The sequence below is a fragment of the Magnetospirillum sp. genome (genome assembly GCA_027532905.1).
Lineage (GTDB): Bacteria > Pseudomonadota > Alphaproteobacteria > CACIAM-22H2 > CACIAM-22H2 > Tagaea.
In genome coordinates this window covers 1452361-1476489 of record JAPZUA010000001.1, presented here as the reverse complement: position 1 = coordinate 1476489, position 24129 = coordinate 1452361, and the positions used below count along the sequence as shown (strand labels likewise).

Genomic DNA, 24129 nt, shown 5'->3' with positions numbered 1-24129 from the left:
ATAGTCCCCCGAGTCGCGCGCGTTGTGTGTTGTTCGAACGTTACGATCCCTGATCCCATTTCGGAGGAAAGCCCATGCGCAAGGGCGAGTTTGTTTTCACCAGCGAATCCGTTTCCGAAGGCCATCCGGACAAGGTGTCCGACCGCATTTCCGACGCGGTCGTCGATGCGTTTCTGGGTCTCGACCCGTACGCGCGCGTCGCGTGCGAAACGCTGGTGACGACCAACCGCATCGTGATCGCGGGCGAAGTTCGCCTCGACGCGAAGAAGTGCGGTCCCAAGGCGCCGATGCTCAAGGGCGGCAAGGTCAATGCCGACGTGATCGAGAAGCTCGCGCGCGGTGCCGTGCGCGAGATCGGCTACGAGCAGAAGGGCTTCCACTGGAAGAAGGCCAAGGTGCAGGTCCATCTGCACGGCCAGTCGGCCGACATTGCCATGGGCGTGGACGCCAAGGGCAACAAGGACGAAGGTGCGGGCGACCAGGGCATCATGTTCGGCTACGCCACGAACGAAACGCCGGAACTGATGCCGGCCCCCTTGCAGTATTCGCACAACATCCTGCGCCTCATGGCCGAAGCGCGCCATTCGGGCAAAGAGAAATATCTCGAGCCCGACGCCAAGAGCCAAGTCACGCTGCGCTACGTCAACGGCAAGCCCGTCGAAGCGACGGCCATCGTCGTCTCGACGCAGCATTCGGCCAAGGTCGACCAGGACGACGTGCGCGAAATCGTGCGCCCCTACGTGCAGGCCGTTCTGCCGAAGGGCTGGAAGATTCCGGAGAACGAGTTCTACGTGAACCCGACCGGCAACTTCGTGATCGGCGGTCCAGACGGCGATTGCGGCCTTACGGGCCGCAAGATCATCGTCGATACCTACGGCGGTGCGGCCCCGCACGGCGGCGGCGCTTTCTCGGGCAAGGACCCGACGAAGGTCGACCGTTCGGCCGCCTATGTCGCGCGCTACCTCGCCAAGAACGTCGTCGCGGCCGGCCTTGCCGACCGCTGCACGATCCAGCTCTCCTACGCGATCGGCGTGGCCAAACCCCTGTCCGTCTATGTCGATACCGACGGGACGAGCCAGGTGGACGAAGCCAAGCTCTCGAAGGTGCTGCAGGAGCTCGTGAACCTGACGCCGCGCGGCATTCGCGAGCATCTGGGGCTCAACAAGGCGATCTATCGCCGCACCTCGTCCTACGGCCATTTCGGCCGCGCGCCCGAAAAGGACGGCGGCTTCTCGTGGGAGAAGACCGACCTCGTCAAGGATCTGCGCAAGGCGTTCGGCGCGCGTTGAACGACGACGCGGATCGCGACGGAAACGACAAGGCGCCGGGCGAACCCCGGCGCCTTGTGCATTCCTACGGCCGGCGGCGCGGGCGCAAGCTGAAGCCCACCCAGACCGTTCTGGTCGACGAAAAACTCCCGGCCTATGCGCTTGCCAAACCGGCGGCAGGAACGCTGCTCGACATCCCCGCCCTGTTCGGATTCGTGCCGCGCGCTTTGTGGTTCGAAGTGGGTTTCGGCGGCGGCGAGCATTTGGCCCATCAAGCCGCCAACAATCCCGATGTGGCGCTGATCGGCGCCGAGCCGTTTGTGAACGGCGTGGTCTCGGCCGTGCGTCATCTCGAACAGCGCAATCTCAAAAACGTGCGCCTCTATGCGGGCGACGCGCGCGAATTGTTGGGCCATCTGCCCGACGCATCGCTCGAAAAACTCTTCGTGCTGCATCCCGATCCGTGGCCCAAGCAGCGCCATCACAAGCGCCGCTTGATCGCGGCACCGTTTCTCGACGAAGCGGCACGGCTGCTGAAACCGGGTTCCGAACTGCGTCTTGCGACCGACGACGAGCCGTATCTTTTGTGGATGCTCGTCGAGATGAAGTCGCATCCGGCGTTTGCGTGGACCGCGCGCACTGCCGACGATTGGCGCCTTTATCCGCCCGACGCCATCGAAACGCGCTACGCCGCCAAAGCGCGCCTGCAAGGGCGCAAGGCGACTATTCTGCGCTATGTGCGCCGCTAGCTAGTCCTGTTTGGCGGCGACGACGCTGCGCCTTATGTGGCGTGCCTTGGCGAACAGCCGCTCGAGCGTGTCGCCCTCGTCGTGGCGGATCGCTTTCTGCAGCAATGCAATGTCTTCATAGAGACGGCCGAGCATTTCGAGCACGGCGTCTTTGTTGGCGAGGAAAATGTCGCGCCACATGACAGGGCTCGAGGCGGCCACGCGCGTGAAATCGCGGAAGCCCGAGGCCGAATAGCGGATCACTTCGGCGCGCAACGTGCCTTCAAGATCGCTTGCCGTGTTCACAATCGTGTAGGCGATCAGATGCGGCACGTGGCTTGTGATCGCGAGCACGCGGTCGTGGTGCTCGGGCGTCATCACGGCGACTTTGCTGCCCAGGCGCGTCCACAAGGCTTCGACCTTTTTGGTCGCTTGTTTGGGCGTGCCGGCAACGGGTGTGACGATGCACCAGCGCCCGTCGAACAATTCGGCGAAGCCCGCTTCGGGCCCCGAGTTTTCCGTGCCCGCCACGGGGTGTGCTGGAACAAGATGCACGCCGCGCGGTACAAACGGCGCGAGGCGATCGAGGGCGGCGCGCTTGACCGAGCCTGCATCGCTGAGGATCGCACCCGCTTTGAGTTTCGGCCCGATCGCGCGCCCGATCGCGGCATAGGTCGACATCGGCGTGCAAATCACGACCATGTCGGCCTTGGCCACGGCCTTGGCGGGTGACGCCAGAATCGCGTCGGCAAAACCGAGCCTGGCGATCGCGCGGCGCGCACCGGGATCGGCATCGCACACGACGATGCGCGCCGCCGCATTGCCGCGCCGGGCCGCGCGCGCGATCGACGAGCCGATGAGCCCGCAGCCGATAATTGCGAGCGTGCCGACGACGGGCTTCATTTGAGGAAATCGCCAAGGGCCGCGACCACGGCCTTCATTTCTTCGTCGGTGCCGATCGTGAAGCGCAGGAATTCCGGCAGGCCGTAATTCGCGACCGCGCGCGGAATGATCGCGCGCGCCATCAAAAATTCGTTGGCCGCCGCCGCGTTTTTCGCAGGCGCGTCCGGGAAGCGCACCATCACAAAATTGCCGACCGACGGCAGTGTCGAAAGGCCGAGCTTTTCGCACTCGGCCACGAACCACGGCAGCATGCGGTCGTTGTGCGCGCGCACTTGGTCTTGGAAGGCGAGATCTTCGAGGGCTGCCACGCCGGCGGCCTGGGCGGCTGCACCCACATTGAAAGGGCCGCGCACGCGGTCGAGCACGTCCACGATCGCGGGCGGGCAATAGGCCCAGCCCAGGCGCATGCCGCCGAGCGCAAACATCTTCGAGAAGGTGCGCAGCATCACCGTGTTGTCGCTGCCGTCCACGATCTCGACGCCGGCCGAATAGTCGTTGCGGCTCACATATTCGGCATAAGCCGCATCGATCACCAGCAGCGTGTGCGGCGGCAGCCGGTCGCGCAGGCGCTTGATGTCCGCCCCCGTCACGTAGGAGCCGGTCGGATTGTTGGGATTGGCGAGGAAGCAGATTTTCGTCTTCGGTCCCGCCTTGGCGATCAGTGCGTCGATGTCGGTACGATAGCCCTGTTCTGGCGCCCACACGGGCGTGGCACCGACCGTGAGGGCCGAAATCGGATACATCGTAAAGCCGTATTGGCTGTAGAGCACTTCGTCGCCGGGCCCGGCATAGGCTTTGACGAGCAGGGCGATAAGTTCGTCCGAGCCTGAGCCGCATACGATGCGCGCCGGATCGAGCGCAAAGCGCTTGCCGATGGCGGCCCGCAGGGCAGCCGATTGGCTGTCGGGATAGCGGTGCATTTCCGCTGCCGCTGCGGCGGCGGCGGCAATCGCCTTGGGCGAGGGCCCGAGTGCGCCTTCGTTCGAGGAGAGCTTGATCGGCTTCTGCGATCCCGCCGCACTCGATTTGCCGCCGACATAGGGTTTGATTTCGAGAATGCCGGGGCGCGGCACAGGCGAGCTCATGCAGGGACTCCCTTCAAAGGCTGGTCGAGCGCAAGGTCGAGCGGCACGCCGTAGCCGCCGGCGACGCTGGTGCGCAAGCCCGCCTCGGCCAAATGCGCAAGCCTTGCGTCGCTGGGGGCGACGTAGCTTTCGTTGACGATCAAAAAGATCGGCCTGCCGCCTGCCGACGATTCGGCGATGATGCCGACGGGGGCGAGGCCCGCATCGGTCAGCAGGCGCACGAGCTTGGCGCGGCTTGCCTCGATGTCCGGGGCGACCGCGAGCAGGCCGCGATCGGCGCCGGATTCTTCGAAACTCTGCCGCCCGACGACGAAGGCGCCTGGCTGGGTTTCGCGCCCGTCGATCGGCAGACGGGCCAGGACCTGCAAGCCGCCGGGTGCGAGATTGCGCCACCAATTGAGATCGGGTGCGTCTTCGGGCGTGGGCAGTAGGCCCAATTGCGCGCGCCCGTCGTCGAGGCGCGCAATAAGCTGGGCAGGCGAGCTTGCGGTCAGAAGCGGTGTGGCTTGGCCGTAGTGGCGGCGCGCAAAACCCATCAGCTGGGCGGGCGGTTTGGCGCGCTCGTTCGAGGGCACATCGAGCACGACCACCGAGAACGCCCCCTGCAGGCGCGTGAAGCTCGTCATGATGTCGCGCCACAGCCGCACGACGAGGCCCGGCGGCAGCGGCCCTTGGATACGCGCCACAAGCCGGCGCAGGATCGCCAATTCGCGCCCCGGGCGGGCGAGGCGCGGGCTCCCATCGGTGCCTTCGGCGGCTTTGGCGGCGCGCACGTCTTCCATCGCGCGCGCGCGCTCCATAAGCTGGTCGAGCAGCCGGTCGTCGATTGCATCGAGGCGGCGGCGCAGATCGGCGAGCGAAGCAGGCGCTTGGGTCATTGGAGCTGGGTCATGCTGGGCGCACAAGCCATAGCCCAGCGCCGTCGCACCGCGCAATACAATTGGCCTGCGGCAAGTCGCGGCGCGGATTTTCAGCAAGCGCTTGAATCCGCCTGCCGCTTGGCCCATGTTTCGCCCACTTTGTTCCTCCCGTCCGGCCTGCTTGGCCTTTTGGCATCCGACCCTTGACCGCACATCCCAGCCTCACGCCTCTCGACAGTGCTGCAGCATCGTTCCCCGGCAAACGCTTTGTGATCCCGGCAAGCGATCCCTTGCGCCTCGATTCCGGCGTCGAACTCGGGCCCGTCACGGTCGCCTACCAGACCTACGGCACGCTGAATGCCGACAAGTCGAACGGCATTCTGGTTTGCCACGCGTTGACCGGCGACCATTTTGTGGCCGACCGCCATCCCGTCACCGGCAAGCCCGGCTGGTGGGAGGCGATCGTCGGCCCCGGCAAATTGCTCGACACGGACCGCTATTTCATCGTGTGCGCGAACGTGCTCGGCGGCTGCATGGGCACCACAGGCCCCAAGGACATCGACCCAGCCACCGATCAGCCTTATGGCCTTGCCTTTCCGGTCATCACGATCGGCGACATGGTGAAGGCGCAAGCGCGCCTGATCGACCATCTCGGCATCGACAAGCTGTTTTGCGTGATCGGCGGCTCGATGGGCGGCATGCAGGTGCTGGAATGGTGCTCCGCATATCCCGAGCGTGTGTTTGCGGCCGTGCCCGTCGCCACATCCTATCGCCATTCGGCGCAGAACATCGCGTTCCACGAGGTTGGCCGCCAGGCGATCATGGCCGATCCGCAATGGAACGGCGGTGCTTACCAAGCTGCGGGCACGCAGCCGCAGCGGGGTTTGGCCGTGGCCCGCATGGCCGCCCACATCACGTATCTGTCCGAAACGGCGCTGCATCGCAAGTTCGGGCGCAAGCTGCAGGACCGTGCCCAGCTTTCGTACGGTTTCGACGCCGATTTCCAGGTCGAAAGCTATCTGCGCCATCAAGGCTCCACCTTCGTCGACCGGTTCGACGCCAATTCCTATCTCTACATCACGCGCGCGATGGATTATTTCGATCTGCAGGCCGAGCATGGCGGCAGCCTTGCTGCGGCATTCGAAGGCACCAAGACGCGTTTTTGCGTCGTGAGCTTCACGTCCGACTGGCTGTTCCCGACGTCCGAGAGCCGCGCGCTTGTGCATGCGCTCAATGCCGCTGCCGCCAACGTCTCGTTCGTCGAGATCGTGTCGGACAAGGGCCACGATGCGTTCCTGCTCGACGAGCCGGAGTTTCATGCCGTACTCGGCGGCTTCCTCAACGGGGCGGCCGAACATCGGGGTCTCAGATTCAAATGACCGGTCCGTTACCGTTGGCAGCACAAGGGCGCCCGCGCGCCTCGATCCGCGTCGATCTGCAGGCGATTGCCGAGATGATCGAGCCGGGGACGCGCGTGCTCGATATCGGCTGCGGCGACGGCGCCTTGCTTGATTATCTCGCGCACGAAAAGAACGTCGATGCACGCGGCATCGAGATCAGCCAGGCGGGCGTGAATGCGTGCGTGGCGCAAGGCCTGTCGGTCGTGCAGGGCGACGCCGACACCGACCTCAAGGACTATCCGACGCGCGGCTTCGACTACGCGATCCTGTCGCAGACTTTGCAGGCGACGTGGGATCCCAAGGCCGTGCTCGAGCATCTCGTGCGCATCTCGCGCCGCGCCATCGTGTCGTTCCCCAATTTCGGCGTCTGGCATGTGCGTCTGCGCCTGCTGTTCGGCGGCAAGATGCCGGTCACGGGCACGCTCACCTCGGCATGGTACGAAACGCCGAACATCCATCTGTGCACGCTCGACGATTTCGTCGATCTGTGCCGCGCATTGGACGTCACGATCGAGCAGGCGATGGTGCTCGATTCGGTCGGCCGCCCCAAAGGCCTGCAAGCGCCCGGGCGCCTGGCCAACCTGCTCGGCGAGCAAGGTCTGTTCGTGCTGACGCGCGGCGGATGAGTTTCGATCCAAGCTGGCTTTGGATTCCCGCGACTTTGGCCGCCGCCGCCGCACAGACGGCGCGCAATGCCATGCAGCGGCATTTGACCGCGAGCCTCGGCACGGTGGGCGCCACACATGTGCGCTTTCTCTACGGCTTCCCGTTCGCGTTGGCGATGCTGGCGGTCGCTTGCGGCTTTGCCGGGCGCTTGCCGCCAATGCCCGACGCTTCGGCGCTCGGGTGGATTTCCGCGGGCGCTCTGGCGCAGATCTTGGCAACGGCCGCGATGCTGGCCGCCATGCGCACGCAGGCTTTTGCTGTGTCGATCGCCTTTACAAAGACGGAGCCCGTGCAGGTCGCGATTTTTGCGGCCGCTGTTCTCCAAGAGCCGGTCGGGCTCGCGGGCTTTGCCGCGATCGCCCTTGCCACGTTGGGCGTGATGGTGCTGTCGGGCAATCCGTGGGCGACCAAAGGTGGGGATTGGCGCGCGGCTGCGTTCGGCGTGGCGGCCGGTGCGTTCTTCGCGCTGTCGGCCGTGTGCTATCGCGGCGGCATTCTCGCACTCGACGAACCGCAATTCTGGATCGCCGCCTTGACAGCCCTCGCGCTCGCCCTGGGTCTGCAAGCGGTCGCAGGCTCGGCCTATCTCGCGCTGCGCGACCGCGACGTGCTGGCCCGCGTGGTCGCCGCTTGGCGGCCGTCGCTGTTTGCGGGATTGATGGGGGCGCTTGCGTCGGCGGGCTGGTTCACGGCCTTTTCGCTGGCCTCGGCCGCCCTGGTGCGCACGCTCGGCCTCGTCGAAATGCTGTACGCGTTTTTCGTTGGCCGTCGCATGTTTGCCCAGCGCCTTGCGTTGCGCGAAGCGCTCGGCTTGGCGCTGGTGCTGGCCGGCGTGGGCTTGCTGCTGGCGCTCAGCGCGTAGCGGCGGGAGCCGGGGCGAGCGGCGGCAGGCCGCCGCGCAGCTTCTTTTCGATTTCGATTTTGAGCTCGGGCTCGGGATTGTTGTCGAGCGCGCGTTTCCACTGGAACGTTGCCTCGAGCTGGCGGCCGACGCGCCACAGCCCGTCGCCCAGATGGTCGAGCACCACGGCGTCCTGCGGCAGCAATTCGACCGCGCGCTCGAGCAGCGGAACCGCCTCCTCGAAGCGCCCGAGCCGGAAATAGGCCCACGCAAGCGAGTCGACGATATGGCCCGAATTGGGCCGCAGCTCGACCGCGCGCTTGAGCATGCGCTCGGCCTCGATGATGTTGAGGCCCTTGTCGACCCAGGTATAGGCGAGATAGTTCAGCACGTCCGGCTGGTCGGGCTGCAGCTCGAGCGCGCGCTTGAAATGCTGCTCGGCGGCCGGCCAATTCTTGGCGCGCTCGAAGGCGATGCCGCGCACATAGAACAGCGACCAATGGCGCGCCTCGGGCACGCCGAGCCGCGCGATGGCGCGCCCGTAGGCGGCTGCGGCTTCGACGAAGCGCTCTTTCTCGCGCAGCGCATTTCCCATCGTGACCAGCGGCTCGATGCGGTCGGGCCGCTCGGCGGCAATCTGGTCGAGCATGCGCACGGCCGCATCGGTGTTGCCGGTCTCGTGCAGATTTTCGGCGACCCGCAGGCGTGCGGCAAAGCCGTAGGGCGAGGCCGGATCGACGCGCATATAGAGCGCATCGGCTTTGTCGCGCTGGTCGAGCTGGTCGAGAATGTCGCCGGCATTCGCAAGGGCAGCCGCATCGTTGGGGTTGAGATAGAGCCCCAAGCGCGCATAGGCGAGTGCAAGCGAAACGGTGTTTTCCTGGCGGAAGGCGGCAGCGAGATTGGCAAGCGCTTCGCCCGCACCCGCAAGGCCGTTGGCCGTCGACAAAGCGGGGGCGGGACCGGGTGCGCCGCCGCCGGCCGTGCGCGCGAGGCCGGCGCGCACGATCGGGGAATCGCCCTGCGTGCCGCGCACGCGCAGATACAATGCCCGCGCTTCGGCCGGCCGGCCGCGCCGCTCGAGGAACCCGCCGAACGCCTCGATGAGGCGCGGTGGGGCAACTGCATCGCCCTCGATCGCGCGGCGATAGGCGGCTTCCGCATCGTCGAAGCGCCCGGCAAGCTCGTTCATGAGTCCGGCATGGTAGTCGTGCATCGAGCGGAAGCCCTGCACCTCCTGCACCGGACGCAGCGAATTGAGAGCTGCCGCAGGCCGTCCCAGCGCCATGTCGATCCATGCGATCATCAGCGGATGCACAAGGCGGTTCACGCCTTGGATCGGCAGCCGGGTCAAACGCGCGCGCGCTGCCTCGAGCTGGTCGGCGCGCATTTCGACCACCGCGAGCGTCAGATGGGCGGGCGTGTAGCTCGGATCGTACGCGACGAGCTTGGCGGCCACGACCGCCGCTTCGTCGATGCGGCCCGCTTCGACGAGGGCCGGATGGGCGCGGCCGAGAAAATCGATGTTGTTGGGCTCGGCTTCGAGCCCGCGCAGGCTGTAGTCGGCGGCGGCCGCAACGTCGCGCGTGCGCTGGGCGTGCTGGGCGGCAAGGAAACTGCCCGATGCCGTATAGACGATATTGTCGGGTGCAGTCGGCAACTGGGCACGGTCTTGCGCCATCTGCGCGCAGCCCACAACAACGCTTGCCGCGAGCCCGACGGCTGCAAAGGGTCCCGCACGCATCATGCTCGCCATTCTGGTCGCACCCAACTTTGCGGGCATTTGCGAATCGCAACCCGGATCGGCACCTTAGCGCGGCTTGCCGGGGCTTCCAATGGGGACTGGCAATAGGAGCCGGCAATGGGGGCTCGCGACAGGCCGCGTGAAGGGGTAAATTTACCTCGGTTTTCGAGGCGTTTGGACCCCTCTTGGGAAAACTTGATTCGAACGCCAAAAAGCGTATATTGCGCGCGTCATAACGTCCGACGTTTGGCTCGGGCGATAGGTACCAAGTGCGCCCAAACCGGCGCACTTTTTTGTTTGGCCCCCTGGTTTTGCGAGCGGCTTTTGCCGGTTGGAACCAGCCGCGCTAGGAACGATGGAACAACGCGTACCGATGGAACAGCGCAGTCGCAATCTCGAACAGTTGGTAAGCCCGACCATTGACGGTCTGGGCTACGAGCTTGTGCGCGCGGTCGTCACAGGCCGCGACCGGCCGACCTTGCAGATCATGGCAGAACGCAAAGACCGCAAGGCTATGCGCATCGAAGACTGCGAAGCCTTGTCGCGCGCGCTTTCGGCCAAGCTCGACGTTGAAGACCCGATCGTATCGGCCTATGTGCTCGAAGTGAGCTCGCCTGGCATCGACCGGCCGCTGGTGCGCGCTTCCGACTATGCGCGCTTTGCGGGCCACGCCGCCAAGATCGAGACCAAAAACCCGCTCGATGGGCGCAAGCGCTTTTCGGGCACGCTTCTGGGCGTGGCCGAAGACCGCGTGCGCATCGAAACCAAAGAAGGACCGGCGGACGTGCCGCTTGCCGAAATCGCCCGCGCCAAACTGCTGCTGACCGACGAACTCATCGCCGCGACGCGTGCCGCCGAAGCGGCCGCCGCAAGCGCCTGATACCAACGCCTTTCATACGCCACGACCGAAATCCCCGAACAAGAGACAAGAAGACCATGGAACGCACGACCGCCTACAATCGCATCGAAATGCTCCAGGTTGCCGACGCGGTCGCACGCGAAAAAGGCATCGAGCGCGAGCAGGTTCTCGAAGCCATGGAGCAGGCCATCCAGAAGGCCGGCCGCGCCAAATACGGCCTCGAGCACGACATCCGCGCGCATATCGACCGCGACAACGGCGAAATGCAGCTGCTGCGCTACCGCATGGTGGCGGATCCCGTCACCAACGACGCGACCGAAATGTCGGTCGAAGACGCGCTGCGCAAGAACCCCGACGCCAAGGTCGGCGACTATCTGACCGATCCGCTGCCGCCGATCGATTTCGGCCGCATCGCGGCGCAGACGGCCAAGCAAGTCATCGTCCAGCGCGTGCGCGAAGCCGAGCGCACCCGCCAGTTCGACGAGTACAAGGACCGCATCGGCGAAATCGTCAACGGCCTCGTCAAGCGCGTCGAGTTCGGCAACATCACGGTCGATCTCGGCCGGGCGGAAGCCATCCTGCGCCGCGACGAGACGATCCCGCGCGAAAGCTTCCGCGTGCAGGACCGCGTTCGCGCCTACATCTACGACGTTCGCGCCGAAGCGCGCGGCCCCCAGATCTTCCTGTCGCGCACGCATCCGCAGTTCACGGCCAAGCTTTTCGCGCAGGAAGTGCCGGAAATCTACGACGGCATCATCGAGATCAAGGCCGTGGCGCGCGATCCGGGCAGCCGCGGCAAGATCGCGGTCATCAGCCACGACCATTCGATCGACCCCGTGGGTGCGTGCGTCGGCATGCGCGGCAGCCGCGTGCAGGCGGTCGTTGCCGAGCAGCAGGGCGAAAAAATCGACATCATTCCGTGGTCGAACGATCCCGCCACGTTTGTGGTGAACGCGCTTGCCCCGGCGGAAGTCACCAAAGTGGTGCTCGACGAGGAAGCGCGCCGCATCGAAGTGGTGGTGCCCGACGAGCAGTTGTCGCTTGCCATCGGCCGGCGCGGCCAGAACGTGCGCCTGGCCTCGATGCTGACCGGCTGGGCCATCGACATCCTCACGGAAGCCGAAGAATCCGAACGCCGCCAGCAGGAATTCAAGGAACGCTCGCAGGTGTTCGTGGACGCGCTCGACGTCGACGACGTGATCGCAGGGCTTCTTGTGACCGAAGGCTTCACCACGGTCGACGAAGTGGCGTCGGTCGAACTCGACGACCTCGCCAACATCGAAGGCTTCGACGAGGGCGTGGCGGGCGAACTCAAGACGCGCGCCGAAGCCTTCGTCGCCAAGGAATACGAACGCTTCGAAGCCGAGCGCGTGCGCTTGGGCGTGTCCGACGACGTGGTCGATACGACGGGCTTCGGCCCCGGCCTGCTCGTGAAGCTCGGCGAGAAGGGTGTGAAAACGCTCGACGATCTGGGCGACCTTGCCGGCGACGAACTCATCGAGATCGTCGGCAAAGACACGCTCGACGAAGAAACCGCCAATGCCATCATCATGAAGGCCCGCGAACATTGGTTCGCGGCCGAGAAGAAGTAAGGAAACCGGCAAGAACCCGTGATCGAAGCGCTCGCCCTCGCACCCGAAACGCCTGCCGACATCGACGCCGATGCCAGCGGGCCGCTGCGCCGCTGCATCGTCAGCGGCAAGTCGGGTCCGCGCGCCGATTTCGTGCGTTTTGTCGTAGGCCCGGACAACACGATCGTGCCGGACATTGCCAGCAAGCTGCCGGGGCGCGGCATCTGGGTTACGGCCACACGCACGGCGGTCGATACGGCCGTCGCCAAGGGACTGTTCGCCAAAGCCGCGCGCGCGCGCGTGACGGTGGGCGCCGATTTGGCCGAGCGCGTCGGCTTTCTGCTGATGCGCCGCGCGGTCGAAAGTTTGGCGCTGTGCCGGCGGGCGGGCCAGGCGGCGTCGGGCTTTGCGAAGGTCAAAGAAAAGATCGAAAAAGGCCGCTGTGCGGTGCTGGTTGCTGCGGCCGACGGCTCGCTTGCCGAGCGTGCACGGCTGGGCGGCCACGACATCCCGGTGGCGACGGGATTGACGGCAACTGAAATGGGCGAAGCCTTCGGCCGCGAGCACGCCGTGCACGCGGCCATCGCATCCGGCGCGCTCGCGCTGCGCGTGCAGGAAGATCTGGCGCGTCTGGCGAGCTATCGCCAGAGTGCGCGCAACGAATGAAAGCGACGACAGGCAACAAATGACGGACAGCAAAGACATCGATCTGGCCCAAGACGCCAAAAAGAAGCTCGCCCTTGCCGGCAAAACCGGCGGGCGGCTGGAGCTGCGCGCCGGTTCCGGTGCCGGCGGCGACGCAGGCCAGGTTCGCCAAAGCTTCCCGCACGGCCGCTCCAAGACGGTGCAGGTCGAAGTGCGCAAGAAGCGCGCACCGGGTGCGGCTCCTGCAGCCGGTGCTGCGGCCGCCCCCGCCGCCGAAGCGCCGTCGAGCGCGCAGACCGCCCAGGTCGCCAAGCCCGCCGCCAAGCCCCAGGTGCTGCGTGCGCTGACCGAAGAAGAGCGCACCGCGCGCCAGCGCGCGATCCAGAGCGCGATCCGCGCCGACATCGAAGCCAAGCGCCGCTCGGAAGAAGAAGCCAAGGTTTTCGAAGAAGAGATGAAGCGCAAGGCCGTCGAAGACGCCAAGCGCAAGCAGGAAGACGCGGTCCAGAAAAAGACCGACACGGTCGAAGCCCAGCGCATCGACGAAGCGCAGAAGAAGAAGGCCGAAGAAGAAACGCTCCGCCTCAACGAAGAAGAAGGCAAGCGCCGCCAGGCGGCCGAAGTCGCGCGTGCGGCCGCAAGCCCGGCCACCCCTGCAGCCCCTGCGACGACGGCTGCAGTACCGGCTGCGATGCTGGCGCGCGCCGGCGTTGCCGCCACGGCCGAAGACGAAGAACGCCCGCGCCGTCCCGGCGCCTTCCGCCCCGGCCAAGCGCCGGGCAGAGGCGGGGTCGGCATGCGTCCGGGCCCCGGCAAGGCCGCCCCCGAAGGCGGGCGCGACTTGAAGGAGCGCCGCCAGAACAAGATGTCGGTGACCCAAGCGCTCGAATCGGAAGAAACGATCCGCGTGCGCTCGCTCGCCGCCATGAAGCGCGCGCGCGAGAAAGAACGCTCGCGCATGTTCCAGCAGGGCCCTTCGGCCAAGGTCGTGCGCGATGTGGTGGTGCCCGAGGCGATCACCGTGCAGGAGCTCGCCAACCGCATGGCCGAACGCGGCGTGGACGTGATCAAGAGCCTGATGAAGATGGGCGTGATGGCGACCGTCAACCAGACGATCGACGCCGACACGGCCGAACTCATCGTCGCCGAATTCGGCCACAAGGTGAAACGCGTGGCCGAAGCCGACGTCGAAATCGGCCTCGAAGGTGCCGGCGACCAGGACGAAGCGCTCGAGCCGCGCGCCCCCGTCGTCACCATCATGGGCCACGTGGACCACGGCAAAACATCGCTGCTCGACGCACTCCGCGAGACCGACGTTGCCAAGCACGAGGCGGGCGGCATCACGCAGCATATCGGCGCCTACAAGGTGCAGCTCAAGAACGGCCAGGCGATCGCGTTCCTCGACACGCCGGGCCACGAAGCCTTCACGGCGATGCGCGCGCGCGGCGCCAAAGTGACCGACATCGTCGTGCTGGTCGTAGCCGCCGACGACGGCATCCAGCCGCAGACGATCGAAGCCATCGCGCACGCCAAGGCCGCCAACGTGCCGGTCATCGTCGCGATCAACAAGGTCGACAAGGCGGGTGCCGATTCCAACCGCGTGCGCGCCGATCTTCTGCAGCACGGGATCGCCATCGAAGGTTTCGGCGGCGACGTGCTCGGCATCGACGTGTCGGCCAAGGCCCGCACCGGCCTCGACAAGCTCGAAGAAGCCATCCTGCTGCAGGCCGAAATCCTCGAGCTGCGCGCCAACCCAAACCGTTCGGCGCAAGGTGCCATCGTCGAGGCCAAGCTCGAACGCGGCCGCGGTCCGGTCGCGACCGTGCTCGTGCAGAAGGGCACGCTGCGCGTCGGCGACATTTTTGTGGCCGGCGAAGAATGGGGCCGCGTGCGCGCCCTCGTCGACGAGCGCGGCAAGCAGATCGATGCGGCCGGGCCCTCCACGCCGGTCGAAGTCATCGGCCTCAACGGCACGCCGCTTGCGGGCGACGATTTCCAGGTCGTGGAAACCGATGCGCGTGCGCGCGAAGTGACCGAGTTCCGCCAACGCCGGGCGCGCGACGCGTCGTCCGCCTTGCGCGCGCGCGGCACGCTCGAGCAGATGTTCACGAAGATCCAGGAAGGCGAAGCCAAAGAACTCGCGGTCGTCGTCAAGACCGACGTTCAAGGCTCGCTCGAAGCCATCGTGGCCTCGCTCACGAAGCTGCGCACCGACGAAGTGGCTGTGCGCGTGCTGCACGGGGCGGTCGGCGGCATCACCGAAGGCGACATAGCACTTGCCAAGGCAAGCCAGGGCTTCGTGGTCGGCTTCAACGTGCGCGCCAATCCCCAGGCGCGCGAAATGGCCAAGCGCGACGGCATCGAGATCCGCTACTACTCGATCATCTACCAGGTCATCGACGAGATCAAAGCGGCCCTCTCGGGCATGCTCTCGCCGACCTTGCGCGAAAAGTTCCTCGGCAACGCCGAGATCCGCCAGATCTTCAACATCACCAAGGTCGGCAAGGTCGCGGGCTGCCGCGTGGTCGAAGGCATGGTCAAGCGCGGCGCCAAAGTGCGCCTGCTGCGCGACCAGACCGTCATCCACGAGGGCACGCTCAAGACACTGCGCCGCTTCAAGGACGAAGTGCGCGAGGTGCAGGACGGCTACGAGTGCGGCATGGCCTTCGAAAACTACGAAGACATTCGCGAGGGCGACCTCATCGAGTGCTTCGAAATCGAAGAAGTCGCGCGCACGATCTAGGGTCTGCTCGCGTGTACGGTACCGATCAAAGGAACAAGCCGGGCAATATCTCGCTTGTTCCTTTTTTCTTTCTGCGCCACGGCGAGACCGACTGGAATCGCCAAGGTCTGCTGCAAGGCAGCCGCGATATCCCGCTCAACGACACGGGCCTCGCGCAAGCCCAATCGGCCGCCAGCGCGTTGCGTAATGTCGAAATCGCAACGATCGTCGCAAGCCCGTTGCTGCGCGCACGCCGCACGGCTGAAATCGTCGCGGCATCGCGCGGTCTCGAAATCGTTTACGAACTGGGCTTGGCCGAAACCCATTGGGGTGCGCGCGAAGGGACAGCCGAAGACGGGCTGCTGCCCAAATGGTATGCGGGCGAAACGCCCGTGGGAGCCGAACCCTTCGCCGAATTCTGCGTGCGCATCGCGAACGCCGTCGCACGCGCATTGGCCTATCCGGCCCCTTTGCTGATCGTGGCGCACGGCGGCAGCTTCGCGGCCTTGCGCGAAACGCTGGGTCTGCCGCACGCCGCCACCCTCGCTAACGCCGTTCCGGTGCAACTCCTGCCCGAGCCATGGCGGGTGGCGGGGCTGTCGAACTAGCGCGCAGATGTTCAAGCGCCTGATCTTTGCCTTCGCGCTTTTCTTTGCGAATGCGGCCGCAGCGCAGACGCTTGCACCGGCGCCGAGCGATTCAGCGGCAGGCCAAGCTTTGATCGCGCGGATGCAAGCGGGCGGGCTTGTGCTCTATTTCCGCCATGCCGACACACTCGGCATGCCGTGCGACCGTTCGTTTCGCATCGGCGACCGCGAGGGCCAGCGCAACATTTCGGCAGCCGGGCAAGCGCAGTCGCGCGCGATCGGCCAGGCGTTCGCGGCGCACCGCATTCCGGTTGAGATGCCTGTGCTTGCGGGTCCGGTTTATCGCGCGCGCGATACGGCCGAGTTCGCCTTCGGGCAAGCGCAAGTGCGCGTGACCGACGATCTTCTAGCCGACGACTATGCCGGTACGCGCCTGGGCGAAGTCCTGGCCGCACACGCGCGGCTGTTCAGCACGCCTGTGCCGGCGGGTGCGAACCGCTTGCTCGTCGGCCATCGCACGCCCGCGATCATGGTGTTGGGCGAGCCCGTCGGCGGGCGCGCTTTTCCGGAAGGGGCGGCGATCGTGCTCGAGCCTGTCGCACCGCACGGGCGCATTCTCGGCATCTGGATGCCCGCACCCATTCCGGGCGGCGGTTTTCATGCGTGCTAGTGCTGGCGTGCGGCCTCAGGCCGGGCGCATCGCTTCTTTGGCCTTCGCGGCGAGCTGATCGAGGCTGAAGGGTTTGGGCAGGAAATGCACGTTGTCGAAGCCTTCCAGCGTCTGCCGGAATTGTTCTTCGGCGTAGCCCGAAATGCAGATGATCTTGAGATTGGGAAAGAGCTTGCGCGATTCGCGGATCAAGGTCGTGCCGTCCATCTGTGGCATGACCACGTCGGTGATCATGAGGTCGATGCTCGATCCCATCTCGCGCACGATCTCAAGTGCGGCGTCGCCGGTTTTGGCTTCGACCACTTTGTAGCCCTTGTTGCGCAAGGCGCGGGCGCCAAACAGGCGTACGGCGTCTTCGTCCTCGACGAGCAGCACGGTCCCGGCACCGGTCAAGTCGCGGCGCCGTGCCGCGGGCTCGGCCGCCCCTTCGGCTTGGGCCGCTCCCATCCAGCGCGGCAGCAGCAGCGTGAAGGTGGAACCTTGGCCGGGTCGGCTGTCGACCTGCACGAAGCCGCCGGTCTGGCGCACAATGCCGTAGACGGTCGAAAGCCCGAGGCCCGTACCTGAGCCCACCGCTTTGGTGGAGAAAAACGGCTCGAAGATGCGGCCAAGAATTTCGGGCGAAATGCCGGTACCGGTATCTTCGACGGAGATGCGCACATAGTCGCCCGCCGGGATTTCTTCGTCGCCGTGGCGCTCAGGTGCTGTCTTCACCGCATTGCCGGTGCGGATCGTGAGCGTGCCGCCCCCTTGCATCGCGTCCCGCGCATTGACGGCGAGATTGATGATCACCTGTTCGAGCTGGCCTTGGTCCACGCGCACGAGCCACAGATCGCGCGCATGCACGACCTTGAGCTCGATGCCCGCGCCGATGAGGCGGCGCAGCAGATGCGAAAGCTCGGTCAGCGCATCGGTCGCGTCGATCACTTTGGGCTGCAGCGTCTGTTGGCGCGAAAAGGCCAAAAGCTGGCGCACGAGATTGGCGGCCCGGTTGGCGTTCTGGCGGATCTGCATGATGTCGGCGAAGGACGCGTCGCCGGGCTGGTGGCGCAGCAGCAAGAGATCGCAAAAGCCGATCATCGCGGTCAGCAGATTGTTGAAGTCGTGCGCGACGCCGCCCGCGAGCTGGCCCACCGCCTGCATTTTCTGCGACTGCGCGAATTGCTGCTCGAGCCTGCGCTGTTCGCTGATGTCGAGAAAATGCAGAATGACGGCTCCCGCACTGCCCGCTTCCTCGTCGAGGGCGCGTGCGAAAACGGCGACGATGTGTTCTTTCCCGTCTTCGGCCACGAGCCGCAGATTGAGCCGATCCGGCACGCCGCCGGCAGCGTCGCTGGCGGCAGCCCCGGCGGCAAGGCGCCGCAGTTTGGCGACGAGTTCGGCGCGTTCTTCGGGGGCCGCGAACATCGCCACATTGCGCCCCACGGCCGCTTCGCGCGTCGCCCCGCACAGGCGCTGGAAGGCGCGGTTGGTTTCGGTCAGGCGGCCGTCGGGGTCGATCAGCGCAATACCGACGGGCGCATTCTCGAAAAAGCGGCGAAAGCCCGTCTCGCTGCGCGCGAGGGCCGTGGCCATCGCTTGCGAAGGTGCCGCATCGCGCGCAAGGCCGCGCAGCGCAATGCCGTCGCGCCGGTCGGGATCGATCGTTTGCTCGATCGTGACCAAGACCGGCGCCGAGCCCACGCGGCGCAAGCGCACTTCGCCTTTGCTCGCCTGCGGGTCGGCAAAAGCCTGGAACGGGGCCGCCTCGGGTGGAACCGGATCTGCCAGCACGTCGTGCAGCCGCAACCCGGCGCAGATTTCCTCGACCGGGCGGCCCAGCAATTCGGCAAAGGCCGGATTGGCGAATACGAAGCGGCCCGCCGCGTCGAGTGCAAAGAAGCCGATCGGCGCTGCGGCAAGGAAAGCTGCCGCTCCGCTTGCCTGCTCGTTCTCTTGTTTGCCGAAGAATTTGCCCCACGCCATGGCTGCAACTCTAACAGCGGTTCGCCGCTAATGTCAGGAATTGTCGTTGAGGATGCGGCCGCACAGATAGAGCGAGCCGCAGATCAGCACCGGCGTTTGCGCATCCGCTTGGGCCGCGAGATCGGCGATTGCGGCCTGCGGGCTCGCTGCGGCCGCAACATCTTCAATGCCGACCGTGCGGGCCGCCGCAACGATCTCGGACGCGGGCCTCGACAACGGCTCGTCCTCGATCGCGAGGGCGCGCAAGCGCCGCACGAACGGGGCCACGTGGCGCAGAAAATCGGCGGGCTCTTTGGTCGAGAGCATGCCGAACACAAGATCGATTTTTCGGCCTTTGGCCCAGGCCGCCAACACCTCGCCCGCCGCCTCGTTGTGGCCGCCATCGAGATAAAGCGAGACTTCGGGCTTCAGCAAATCCGCCAGCGGCCCCTTTGCAAGGCGCTGGAGCCGCGCGGGCCATTGGGTGGCGGCAACGCCGGCGGCGATCGCGTGCGCCGACAGGCCAAGCCCGTCGGCAATGGCGACGGCGAGGGCCGCATTTTCGATCTGGTGGCGACCGGGCAGGGCCGGATGCGGCAGATCGTAGTGTCGGCCGTCGCGTCGCCATACGAAGCCTTCCGAGGTCGGCGCGAAATTCCATTCGCGACCGAAGCGGAACAAGGGCGCACTCAGCGCCTGCGCTTTGGCGTCGAACACGGCAGCGGCCTCCGGCGGCTGCACACCCACATAGACGGGCACGCCGGGCTTGATGATGCCGGCCTTCTCGCCCGCGATGGCCGCGAGCGTGTTCCCCAGATACTGCATATGGTCGAACGAAATCGGCGTGAGCCCGATCGCGACAGGCTTGGCGACGAGGTTCGTCGCATCGAGCCTGCCGCCCATGCCGGTTTCGAGAAGCACATAGTCGGCCTTTGTCCGCGTAAAGGCGAGGAAGGCGGCGGCCGTCGTGACCTCGAAGAAGGTGATGGGTGCGCCCGCATTCACCGTCTCGATCTCTTCGAGCAGGGCCGCAAGCGTCGCATCGTCGATCAGCGTGCCGGAGACGCGGATGCGCTCGTTGAAGCGCACGAGATGCGGCGAGGTGTAGACATGCACGATTTTGCCGGCTGCCTCGAGCATGGCGCGCAAGGCAGCAAGCGTCGAGCCCTTGCCGTTGGTGCCGGCCACATGCACGACCGGTGCGAGCCGGTCTTGCGGATTGCCAAGGGCTGCCATCAGCCGCACGAGACGGTCGAGCGACATGTCGATAGCTTTGGGATGGAGCGTCTTCAGCCGCTCCAGGATCGGATCGGCACTCACGCCTTGGCGTCGGGGATCTCGAGCTGCGGCATCGGCATGGCTACGATCTCGGCGCGCGGCTTGGGCTCGGTCAGCAGGCCGATCAGCCGAATGAGCGTGGCGCGCAGCTCGTGGCGATGCACGACCATGTCGACCATGCCGTGCTCGAGCAGATATTCGGCCTTCTGGAATCCGGCCGGCAGTTTCTCGCGGATCGTCTCTTCGATCACACGCGCGCCGGCAAAGCCGATCGTCGCACCCGGTTCGGCGATGGCGATGTCGCCCAGCATCGCAAACGAAGCCGACACCCCACCCGTCGTGGGATCGGTCAGCAGTACGATATAGGGCAGGCCCGCTTCCTTGACCTCTTCGGCCGCGATGACCGAGCGCGGCATCTGCATCAGCGACAAAATGCCTTCCTGCATGCGCGCCCCGCCCGAAGCCGGGACGACGATAAGGGTCGCCTGCTGCAACACGGCAAGCTTCGCCGCCGCCACGAGCCCTTCGCCCACGGCAATGCCCATCGAGCCGCCTTGGAAGTCGAAATCGAAGGCCGCGACGACCGCCGACATGCCGCCGATGCGGCCATGCGCCACCAGGATCGCGTCCTGTTCGCCGGTTTTTTCGCGCGCGGCCTTCAGGCGATCGACGTATTTCTTCTGGTCGCGGAACTTGAGCGGATCGGCAATGACCTTCGGCAGTTCGATGCGGGCATAAACACCCTCGTCGAACAACGTCTCGAGCCGCCGCTTGGCCGGCAGGCGCATATGGTGGCCGCAATGCGGGCACACGCGCTGGGCCGCTTCCAGATCGCGATGGAAGATCATCTTGCTGCAGGCGGGGCAAGTGTCCCACAGATTGTCCGGCACCTCGGTCTTGCGGACGAGGGCGCGGATCTTGGGGCGGACGAAGTTGGTCAGCCAGCTCATGGGGTCCCTATCAGGCGATTTGTTTGGTGCGGGCACCGCGCACGGCGGCGGCGAGGTCGCGCACGAGGCCGTGCAGCGATGCAGGCTTGTTTGACAGTGCGACCAACGCCGAACCGACGACGCAGGCATCGGCATGGCGCGCGATCGCAGCGGCTCCGGCCGCATCCTTGATGCCGAAGCCGACGGCGATCGGCAGCTTGGTCGAACGGCGGATGCGGGCAACGGCTGTGGCGACCTCGTCGGATGCTGCCGAGCGCGTGCCGGTCACGCCGAGCACGGCGACGTAGTAGAGAAAGCCCGATGCGCCGTTGAGCACGGTCGGCAGGCGCTTGTCGTCGGTTGTCGGCGTTGCAAGCCGCACGAGATCGAGGCCGGCAGCCTGCGCGAACGGGCGCAACTCGGCATCTTCTTCGGGCGGCAGATCGACGACGATGAGCCCGTCGGCACCGGCTGCGGCGGCATCGCGGCAGAAACGCTCGGGGCCGTAGATATAGATCGGGTTGTAGTAGCCCATCAGCACGACCGGCGTGGTCTGGTCGGTCTTGCGGAAAGCGGCAAGCTGGGCGAGCGCCTTGCGCGTCGAGCCGCCGGCTTTGAGCGAACGCAAAGCGGCTGCCTGCACGGCCGGGCCGTCGGCCATCGGATCGGAGAACGGCAGACCGAGTTCGATGATGTCGGCCCCGGCGGTGGGCAGCCCGTCGAGGATCGTCTGCGACGTTGCGGCATCCGGATCGCCCGCCATCACGTAGGTGACGAGGCCCGCACGGCCCTCGGCGGCGAGGGCTTTGAAGCGTGCTGCAATACGGCTCACAATTTCACCCCGAGGCGTTCGCCGATCGTGAAGATGTCTTTGTCGCCGCGGCCGCACAGATTCATGATGATCGTGTAGTCCTTGGGCAAGGCGGGCGCGATGCGCGCGACGTGGGCGACGGCATGGGCGGGCTCGAGAGCCGGCAGAATGCCTTCTGTGCGCGACAGAAGTTTAAAGCCTTCGATCGCCTCGTCGTCGGTAGCGGCGACGTATTTCACGCGCTTGATGTCGTGCAGCCACGAATGCTCGGGGCCAATGCCGGGATAGTCGAGACCAGCCGAAATCGAATGGGCTTCGTCGATCTGGCCGTCTTCGTCCATCAGCAGGAAGGTGCGGTTGCCGTGCAGCACGCCGGGCCGCCCGCCTTGCAGCGAGGCCGCGTGTTTGCCCGAATCGAGCCCGAGGCCGGCGGCTTCGACCGCGTCCATCGACACGTCGCGGTCGTCGAGGAACGGATGGAACAGCCCCATCGCGTTCGAGCCGCCGCCGATGCAGGCCACGAGCTTGTCGGGCAATTTGCCTTCGGCGGCCAGGAACTGCTCGCGCGCTTCTTTGCCGATCACGCTCTGGAAATCGCGCACCATCATCGGATAGGGATGCGGGCCCGCGACCGTGCCGATGATGTAGTAGGTGTCTTCGACATTGGCGACCCAGTCGCGCAGCGCTTCGTTCATCGCGTCTTTGAGCGTGGCGGTCCCCGACGTGACGGGTTTCACTTCGGCACCCAGCAGTTTCATGCGGAACACGTTGGGCGCTTGGCGGGCAATGTCGGTCGCCCCCATGTAGACCGTGCAGGGCAGGCCGAAGAGGGCGCACACGGTGGCGGTCGCAACGCCATGCTGGCCCGCACCCGTCTCCGCGATGATGCGGCGCTTGCCCATGCGCTGGGCCAGCAGGATCTGGCCCATGCAGCTGTTGATCTTGTGCGCACCCGTATGGTTGAGCTCGTCGCGCTTGAGATAGATTTTGGCGCCACCCAATGTTTTGGTCAGGCGCTCGGCGAACCACAAAGGCGACGGCCGGCCGACATAATGGGCGAGGTAATAGTCGAGCTCTTTTTGGAAGGCCGGGTCCTTGCGGGCGGCCATATAGGCGCGCTCGACCTCGAGGATCAGCGGCATCAGGGTTTCGGACACATAGCGGCCGCCGAACAGGCCGAAATGGCCGTTCTCGTCGGGGCCGGCGCGGAAGGAATTGATCTGGTTCATGGCCGCAGGGTTATAGCCGAGCAAACGCGAAGGGCCAAGCCCGCCTCAAGCCTCGGCGGCAGCGCTCAAAAAGCGTCGGATCAAGCGCGGCGATTTGTGCCCGGGCCGGTCTTCCACGCCCGACGACACGTCCACGCACAAGGTCCCCGAAACGCGCGCCGCTTCGGCGACGTTGGCGGCCGTAAGTCCGCCCGACAGCATCCACGGCAAGGGCCATTCGGTACCGGCCAGAATCGTCCAATCGAAGCGCACGGCATTGCCGCCAGGCAGCGCGTCCGGCCGCTTGGGCGGCTTGGCGTCGAACAGCAGCCGGTCGGCGACTTCAAGATAGGGCTCGGCTTGTGCCAGATCTTCGGCCTGCGAAATGCCGATCGCTTTCATGGCCGGCAGACCCGTGCGCGCTTTGATTTCGGCCACACGCGCGGGCGTTTCGGCGCCGTGCAATTGCCACAGATCGGGCCGGAAGTCGGCGAGGATCGCATCGAGATCGGCGTCGCTGGGATCGACCGCAAGCGCCACGCGGATCGCCAAAGGTGGCAGGCCGCGCGCCAAATGTGCGGCGGTCGCGGGGCTCACATGGCGTGGGCTGCGCGCAAAAAACACGAAGCCGGCATAGGCCGCACCGGCTGCCGCTTCGATCGCGGCCGGCGCATTGAGGCCGCAGATTTTGACGGCCACGCTCACGCGGCGATCTCGGCCAAAATGCGGTCGAGGGCGGCTTTCGGGTTGGCCGCCTGCGTGATCGGCCGGCCGATTACGAGATGGTCGGCACCCAGATCCATGGCTTCGCGCGGCGTCATAACGCGTTTCTGGTCGCCCGTTGCGGCCCAGGCGGGACGAATGCCGGGCACGACGAGTTTGAAATCGGGCCCGCAGGCAGCGCGCAGCCGCGCAATTTCGTGGGCCGAGCACACCACGCCATTGGCACCGGCGGCTTTTGCCACAAGTGCAAGGCGCAGCGCCTGGTCGCCCGAGGGCCCCATCTGGCCGACCGCGTCGAGATCGCTATCGTCGAGGCTGGTCAGCACTGTAATGGCGAGAATCTGCGTACTGGCATCGGCGGCGGCCCGTGCCGCGGCGATCATCGCCGGGCCCCCGCTTGCGTGGATGGTGAGGAAGGCGGGCGCACAGGCATTTGCCGCGCGCACGCCGCCCGCGACCGTGTTCGGGATGTCGTGGAGCTTCAGATCGAGGAACAGCGGCCGGTCGCCGGCTACGGCGCGCACGCCCGCAGGCCCGTTGGCGACGAAAAACTCGAGACCCAGCTTCAGCGCAAAGCCCTTGTGGCCCAAGGCCGTCAGATCGCCAGCAGCCGCAGCCGGGTCGGCCCGGTCGATCGCGACGAACACGGACGGCAACGCATCGGCCATTGAAAATCACTCCCCGTTG

22 protein-coding genes are annotated in these 24129 nt (G+C 66.0%); 11 read left to right on the top strand and 11 right to left on the bottom strand.

Annotated features, from left to right (window positions below):
* The first annotated feature begins 74 nt into the window (after positions 1 to 74).
* Together metK and trmB are read left to right on the top strand one after the other, a co-directional pair.
* A complete protein-coding gene (gene metK / locus O9320_07155) occupies positions 75 to 1289 on the top strand; it encodes a methionine adenosyltransferase (GenBank protein MCZ8310613.1) in 1215 nt (404 codons plus the stop codon).
* Positions 1286 to 2017: a tRNA (guanosine(46)-N7)-methyltransferase TrmB gene (gene trmB, locus O9320_07150; protein MCZ8310612.1), complete on the top strand. Its 732-nt coding sequence runs from the start codon at positions 1286 to 1288 to the stop codon at positions 2015 to 2017. Before metK ends, trmB begins: the two co-directional genes overlap by 4 nt.
* On the opposite strand, the gene O9320_07145 is transcribed toward trmB, so the two are convergent.
* The 3 genes from O9320_07145 to O9320_07135 are packed head-to-tail and all read right to left on the bottom strand — an operon-like array spanning position 2018 to position 4862.
* A complete protein-coding gene (locus O9320_07145; GenBank protein ID MCZ8310611.1) occupies positions 2018 to 2899 on the bottom strand; it encodes a prephenate/arogenate dehydrogenase family protein in 882 nt (293 codons plus the stop codon). It abuts the gene before it with no gap.
* Positions 2896 to 3984 carry a histidinol-phosphate transaminase gene (gene hisC, locus O9320_07140; protein ID MCZ8310610.1) on the bottom strand — a complete coding sequence of 363 codons (1089 nt, stop codon included), beginning with the start codon at positions 3982 to 3984 and terminating at the stop codon, positions 2896 to 2898. The genes O9320_07145 and hisC overlap by 4 nt, the downstream gene beginning before the upstream one ends.
* Entirely contained in the window at positions 3981 to 4862 is an 882-nt protein-coding gene (locus O9320_07135; GenBank protein MCZ8310609.1) for a chorismate mutase, read from the bottom strand. Before O9320_07135 ends, hisC begins: the two co-directional genes overlap by 4 nt.
* Positions 4863 to 5113: 251 nt before the next feature.
* Here O9320_07135 and O9320_07130 point away from each other — a divergent pair, with 251 nt between their 5' ends.
* Genes O9320_07130 through O9320_07120 form a run of 3 tightly spaced genes read left to right on the top strand, consistent with a single transcriptional unit; the run spans position 5114 to position 7772 of the window.
* Positions 5114 to 6223, top strand: a complete 1110-nt coding sequence (locus tag O9320_07130) for a homoserine O-acetyltransferase (protein MCZ8310608.1) — start codon at positions 5114 to 5116, stop codon at positions 6221 to 6223.
* Positions 6220 to 6870, top strand: coding sequence for a methionine biosynthesis protein MetW (gene metW / locus O9320_07125; protein ID MCZ8310607.1), 651 nt, complete (start codon positions 6220 to 6222; stop codon positions 6868 to 6870). The genes O9320_07130 and metW overlap by 4 nt, the downstream gene beginning before the upstream one ends.
* Positions 6867 to 7772 (top strand): EamA/RhaT family transporter, encoded by a 906-nt coding sequence (locus O9320_07120; protein ID MCZ8310606.1) that lies wholly within the window; start codon positions 6867 to 6869, stop codon positions 7770 to 7772. Before metW ends, O9320_07120 begins: the two co-directional genes overlap by 4 nt.
* Here the strand turns inward: O9320_07120 and O9320_07115 are convergent.
* Entirely contained in the window at positions 7762 to 9534 is a 1773-nt protein-coding gene (locus O9320_07115) for a tetratricopeptide repeat protein (GenBank protein MCZ8310605.1), read from the bottom strand. The two genes, O9320_07120 and O9320_07115, sit on opposite strands and share 11 nt — an antisense overlap.
* A 316-nt stretch (positions 9535 to 9850) precedes the next feature.
* Here O9320_07115 and rimP point away from each other — a divergent pair, with 316 nt between their 5' ends.
* Genes rimP through O9320_07085 form a run of 6 tightly spaced genes read left to right on the top strand, consistent with a single transcriptional unit; the run spans position 9851 to position 16549 of the window.
* A complete protein-coding gene (gene rimP, locus O9320_07110) occupies positions 9851 to 10375 on the top strand; it encodes a ribosome maturation factor RimP (GenBank protein MCZ8310604.1) in 525 nt (174 codons plus the stop codon).
* Between the two features lie 56 nt (positions 10376 to 10431).
* A complete protein-coding gene (gene nusA / locus O9320_07105; protein MCZ8310603.1) occupies positions 10432 to 11946 on the top strand; it encodes a transcription termination factor NusA in 1515 nt (504 codons plus the stop codon).
* 18 nt (positions 11947 to 11964) lie between these two features.
* Complete coding sequence (locus tag O9320_07100) at positions 11965 to 12591, top strand: RNA-binding protein (GenBank protein MCZ8310602.1); 627 nt, start codon at positions 11965 to 11967, stop codon at positions 12589 to 12591.
* 19 nt (positions 12592 to 12610) lie between these two features.
* Positions 12611 to 15313: a translation initiation factor IF-2 gene (infB, locus tag O9320_07095; GenBank protein ID MCZ8310601.1), complete on the top strand. Its 2703-nt coding sequence runs from the start codon at positions 12611 to 12613 to the stop codon at positions 15311 to 15313.
* Between the two features lie 11 nt (positions 15314 to 15324).
* Positions 15325 to 15900 (top strand): histidine phosphatase family protein, encoded by a 576-nt coding sequence (locus O9320_07090; GenBank protein ID MCZ8310600.1) that lies wholly within the window; start codon positions 15325 to 15327, stop codon positions 15898 to 15900.
* A 7-nt stretch (positions 15901 to 15907) separates the two neighbouring features.
* A complete protein-coding gene (locus O9320_07085; protein MCZ8310599.1) occupies positions 15908 to 16549 on the top strand; it encodes a hypothetical protein in 642 nt (213 codons plus the stop codon).
* A 15-nt stretch (positions 16550 to 16564) separates the two neighbouring features.
* Here O9320_07085 and O9320_07080 read toward each other — a convergent pair whose 3' ends face one another.
* The 7 genes from O9320_07080 to pyrF are packed head-to-tail and all read right to left on the bottom strand — an operon-like array spanning position 16565 to position 24110.
* Positions 16565 to 18514 carry a PAS domain-containing protein gene (locus O9320_07080; GenBank protein MCZ8310598.1) on the bottom strand — a complete coding sequence of 650 codons (1950 nt, stop codon included), beginning with the start codon at positions 18512 to 18514 and terminating at the stop codon, positions 16565 to 16567.
* A 33-nt stretch (positions 18515 to 18547) separates the two neighbouring features.
* Positions 18548 to 19813: a bifunctional folylpolyglutamate synthase/dihydrofolate synthase gene (locus O9320_07075; GenBank protein ID MCZ8310597.1), complete on the bottom strand. Its 1266-nt coding sequence runs from the start codon at positions 19811 to 19813 to the stop codon at positions 18548 to 18550.
* Positions 19810 to 20721, bottom strand: a complete 912-nt coding sequence (gene accD / locus O9320_07070) for an acetyl-CoA carboxylase, carboxyltransferase subunit beta (GenBank protein ID MCZ8310596.1) — start codon at positions 20719 to 20721, stop codon at positions 19810 to 19812. Before accD ends, O9320_07075 begins: the two co-directional genes overlap by 4 nt.
* A gap of 10 nt (positions 20722 to 20731) precedes the next feature.
* Positions 20732 to 21532 carry a tryptophan synthase subunit alpha gene (gene trpA, locus O9320_07065; protein ID MCZ8310595.1) on the bottom strand — a complete coding sequence of 267 codons (801 nt, stop codon included), beginning with the start codon at positions 21530 to 21532 and terminating at the stop codon, positions 20732 to 20734.
* Positions 21529 to 22740, bottom strand: a complete 1212-nt coding sequence (gene trpB / locus O9320_07060) for a tryptophan synthase subunit beta (protein MCZ8310594.1) — start codon at positions 22738 to 22740, stop codon at positions 21529 to 21531. The genes trpA and trpB overlap by 4 nt, the downstream gene beginning before the upstream one ends.
* 45 nt (positions 22741 to 22785) lie before the next feature.
* Positions 22786 to 23424: a phosphoribosylanthranilate isomerase gene (locus O9320_07055; GenBank protein ID MCZ8310593.1), complete on the bottom strand. Its 639-nt coding sequence runs from the start codon at positions 23422 to 23424 to the stop codon at positions 22786 to 22788.
* On the bottom strand, positions 23421 to 24110 hold the full coding sequence (gene pyrF, locus O9320_07050) for an orotidine-5'-phosphate decarboxylase (GenBank protein MCZ8310592.1): 690 nt from the start codon (positions 24108 to 24110) through the stop codon (positions 23421 to 23423). The genes O9320_07055 and pyrF overlap by 4 nt, the downstream gene beginning before the upstream one ends.
* Positions 24111 to 24129 lie beyond the last annotated feature (19 nt).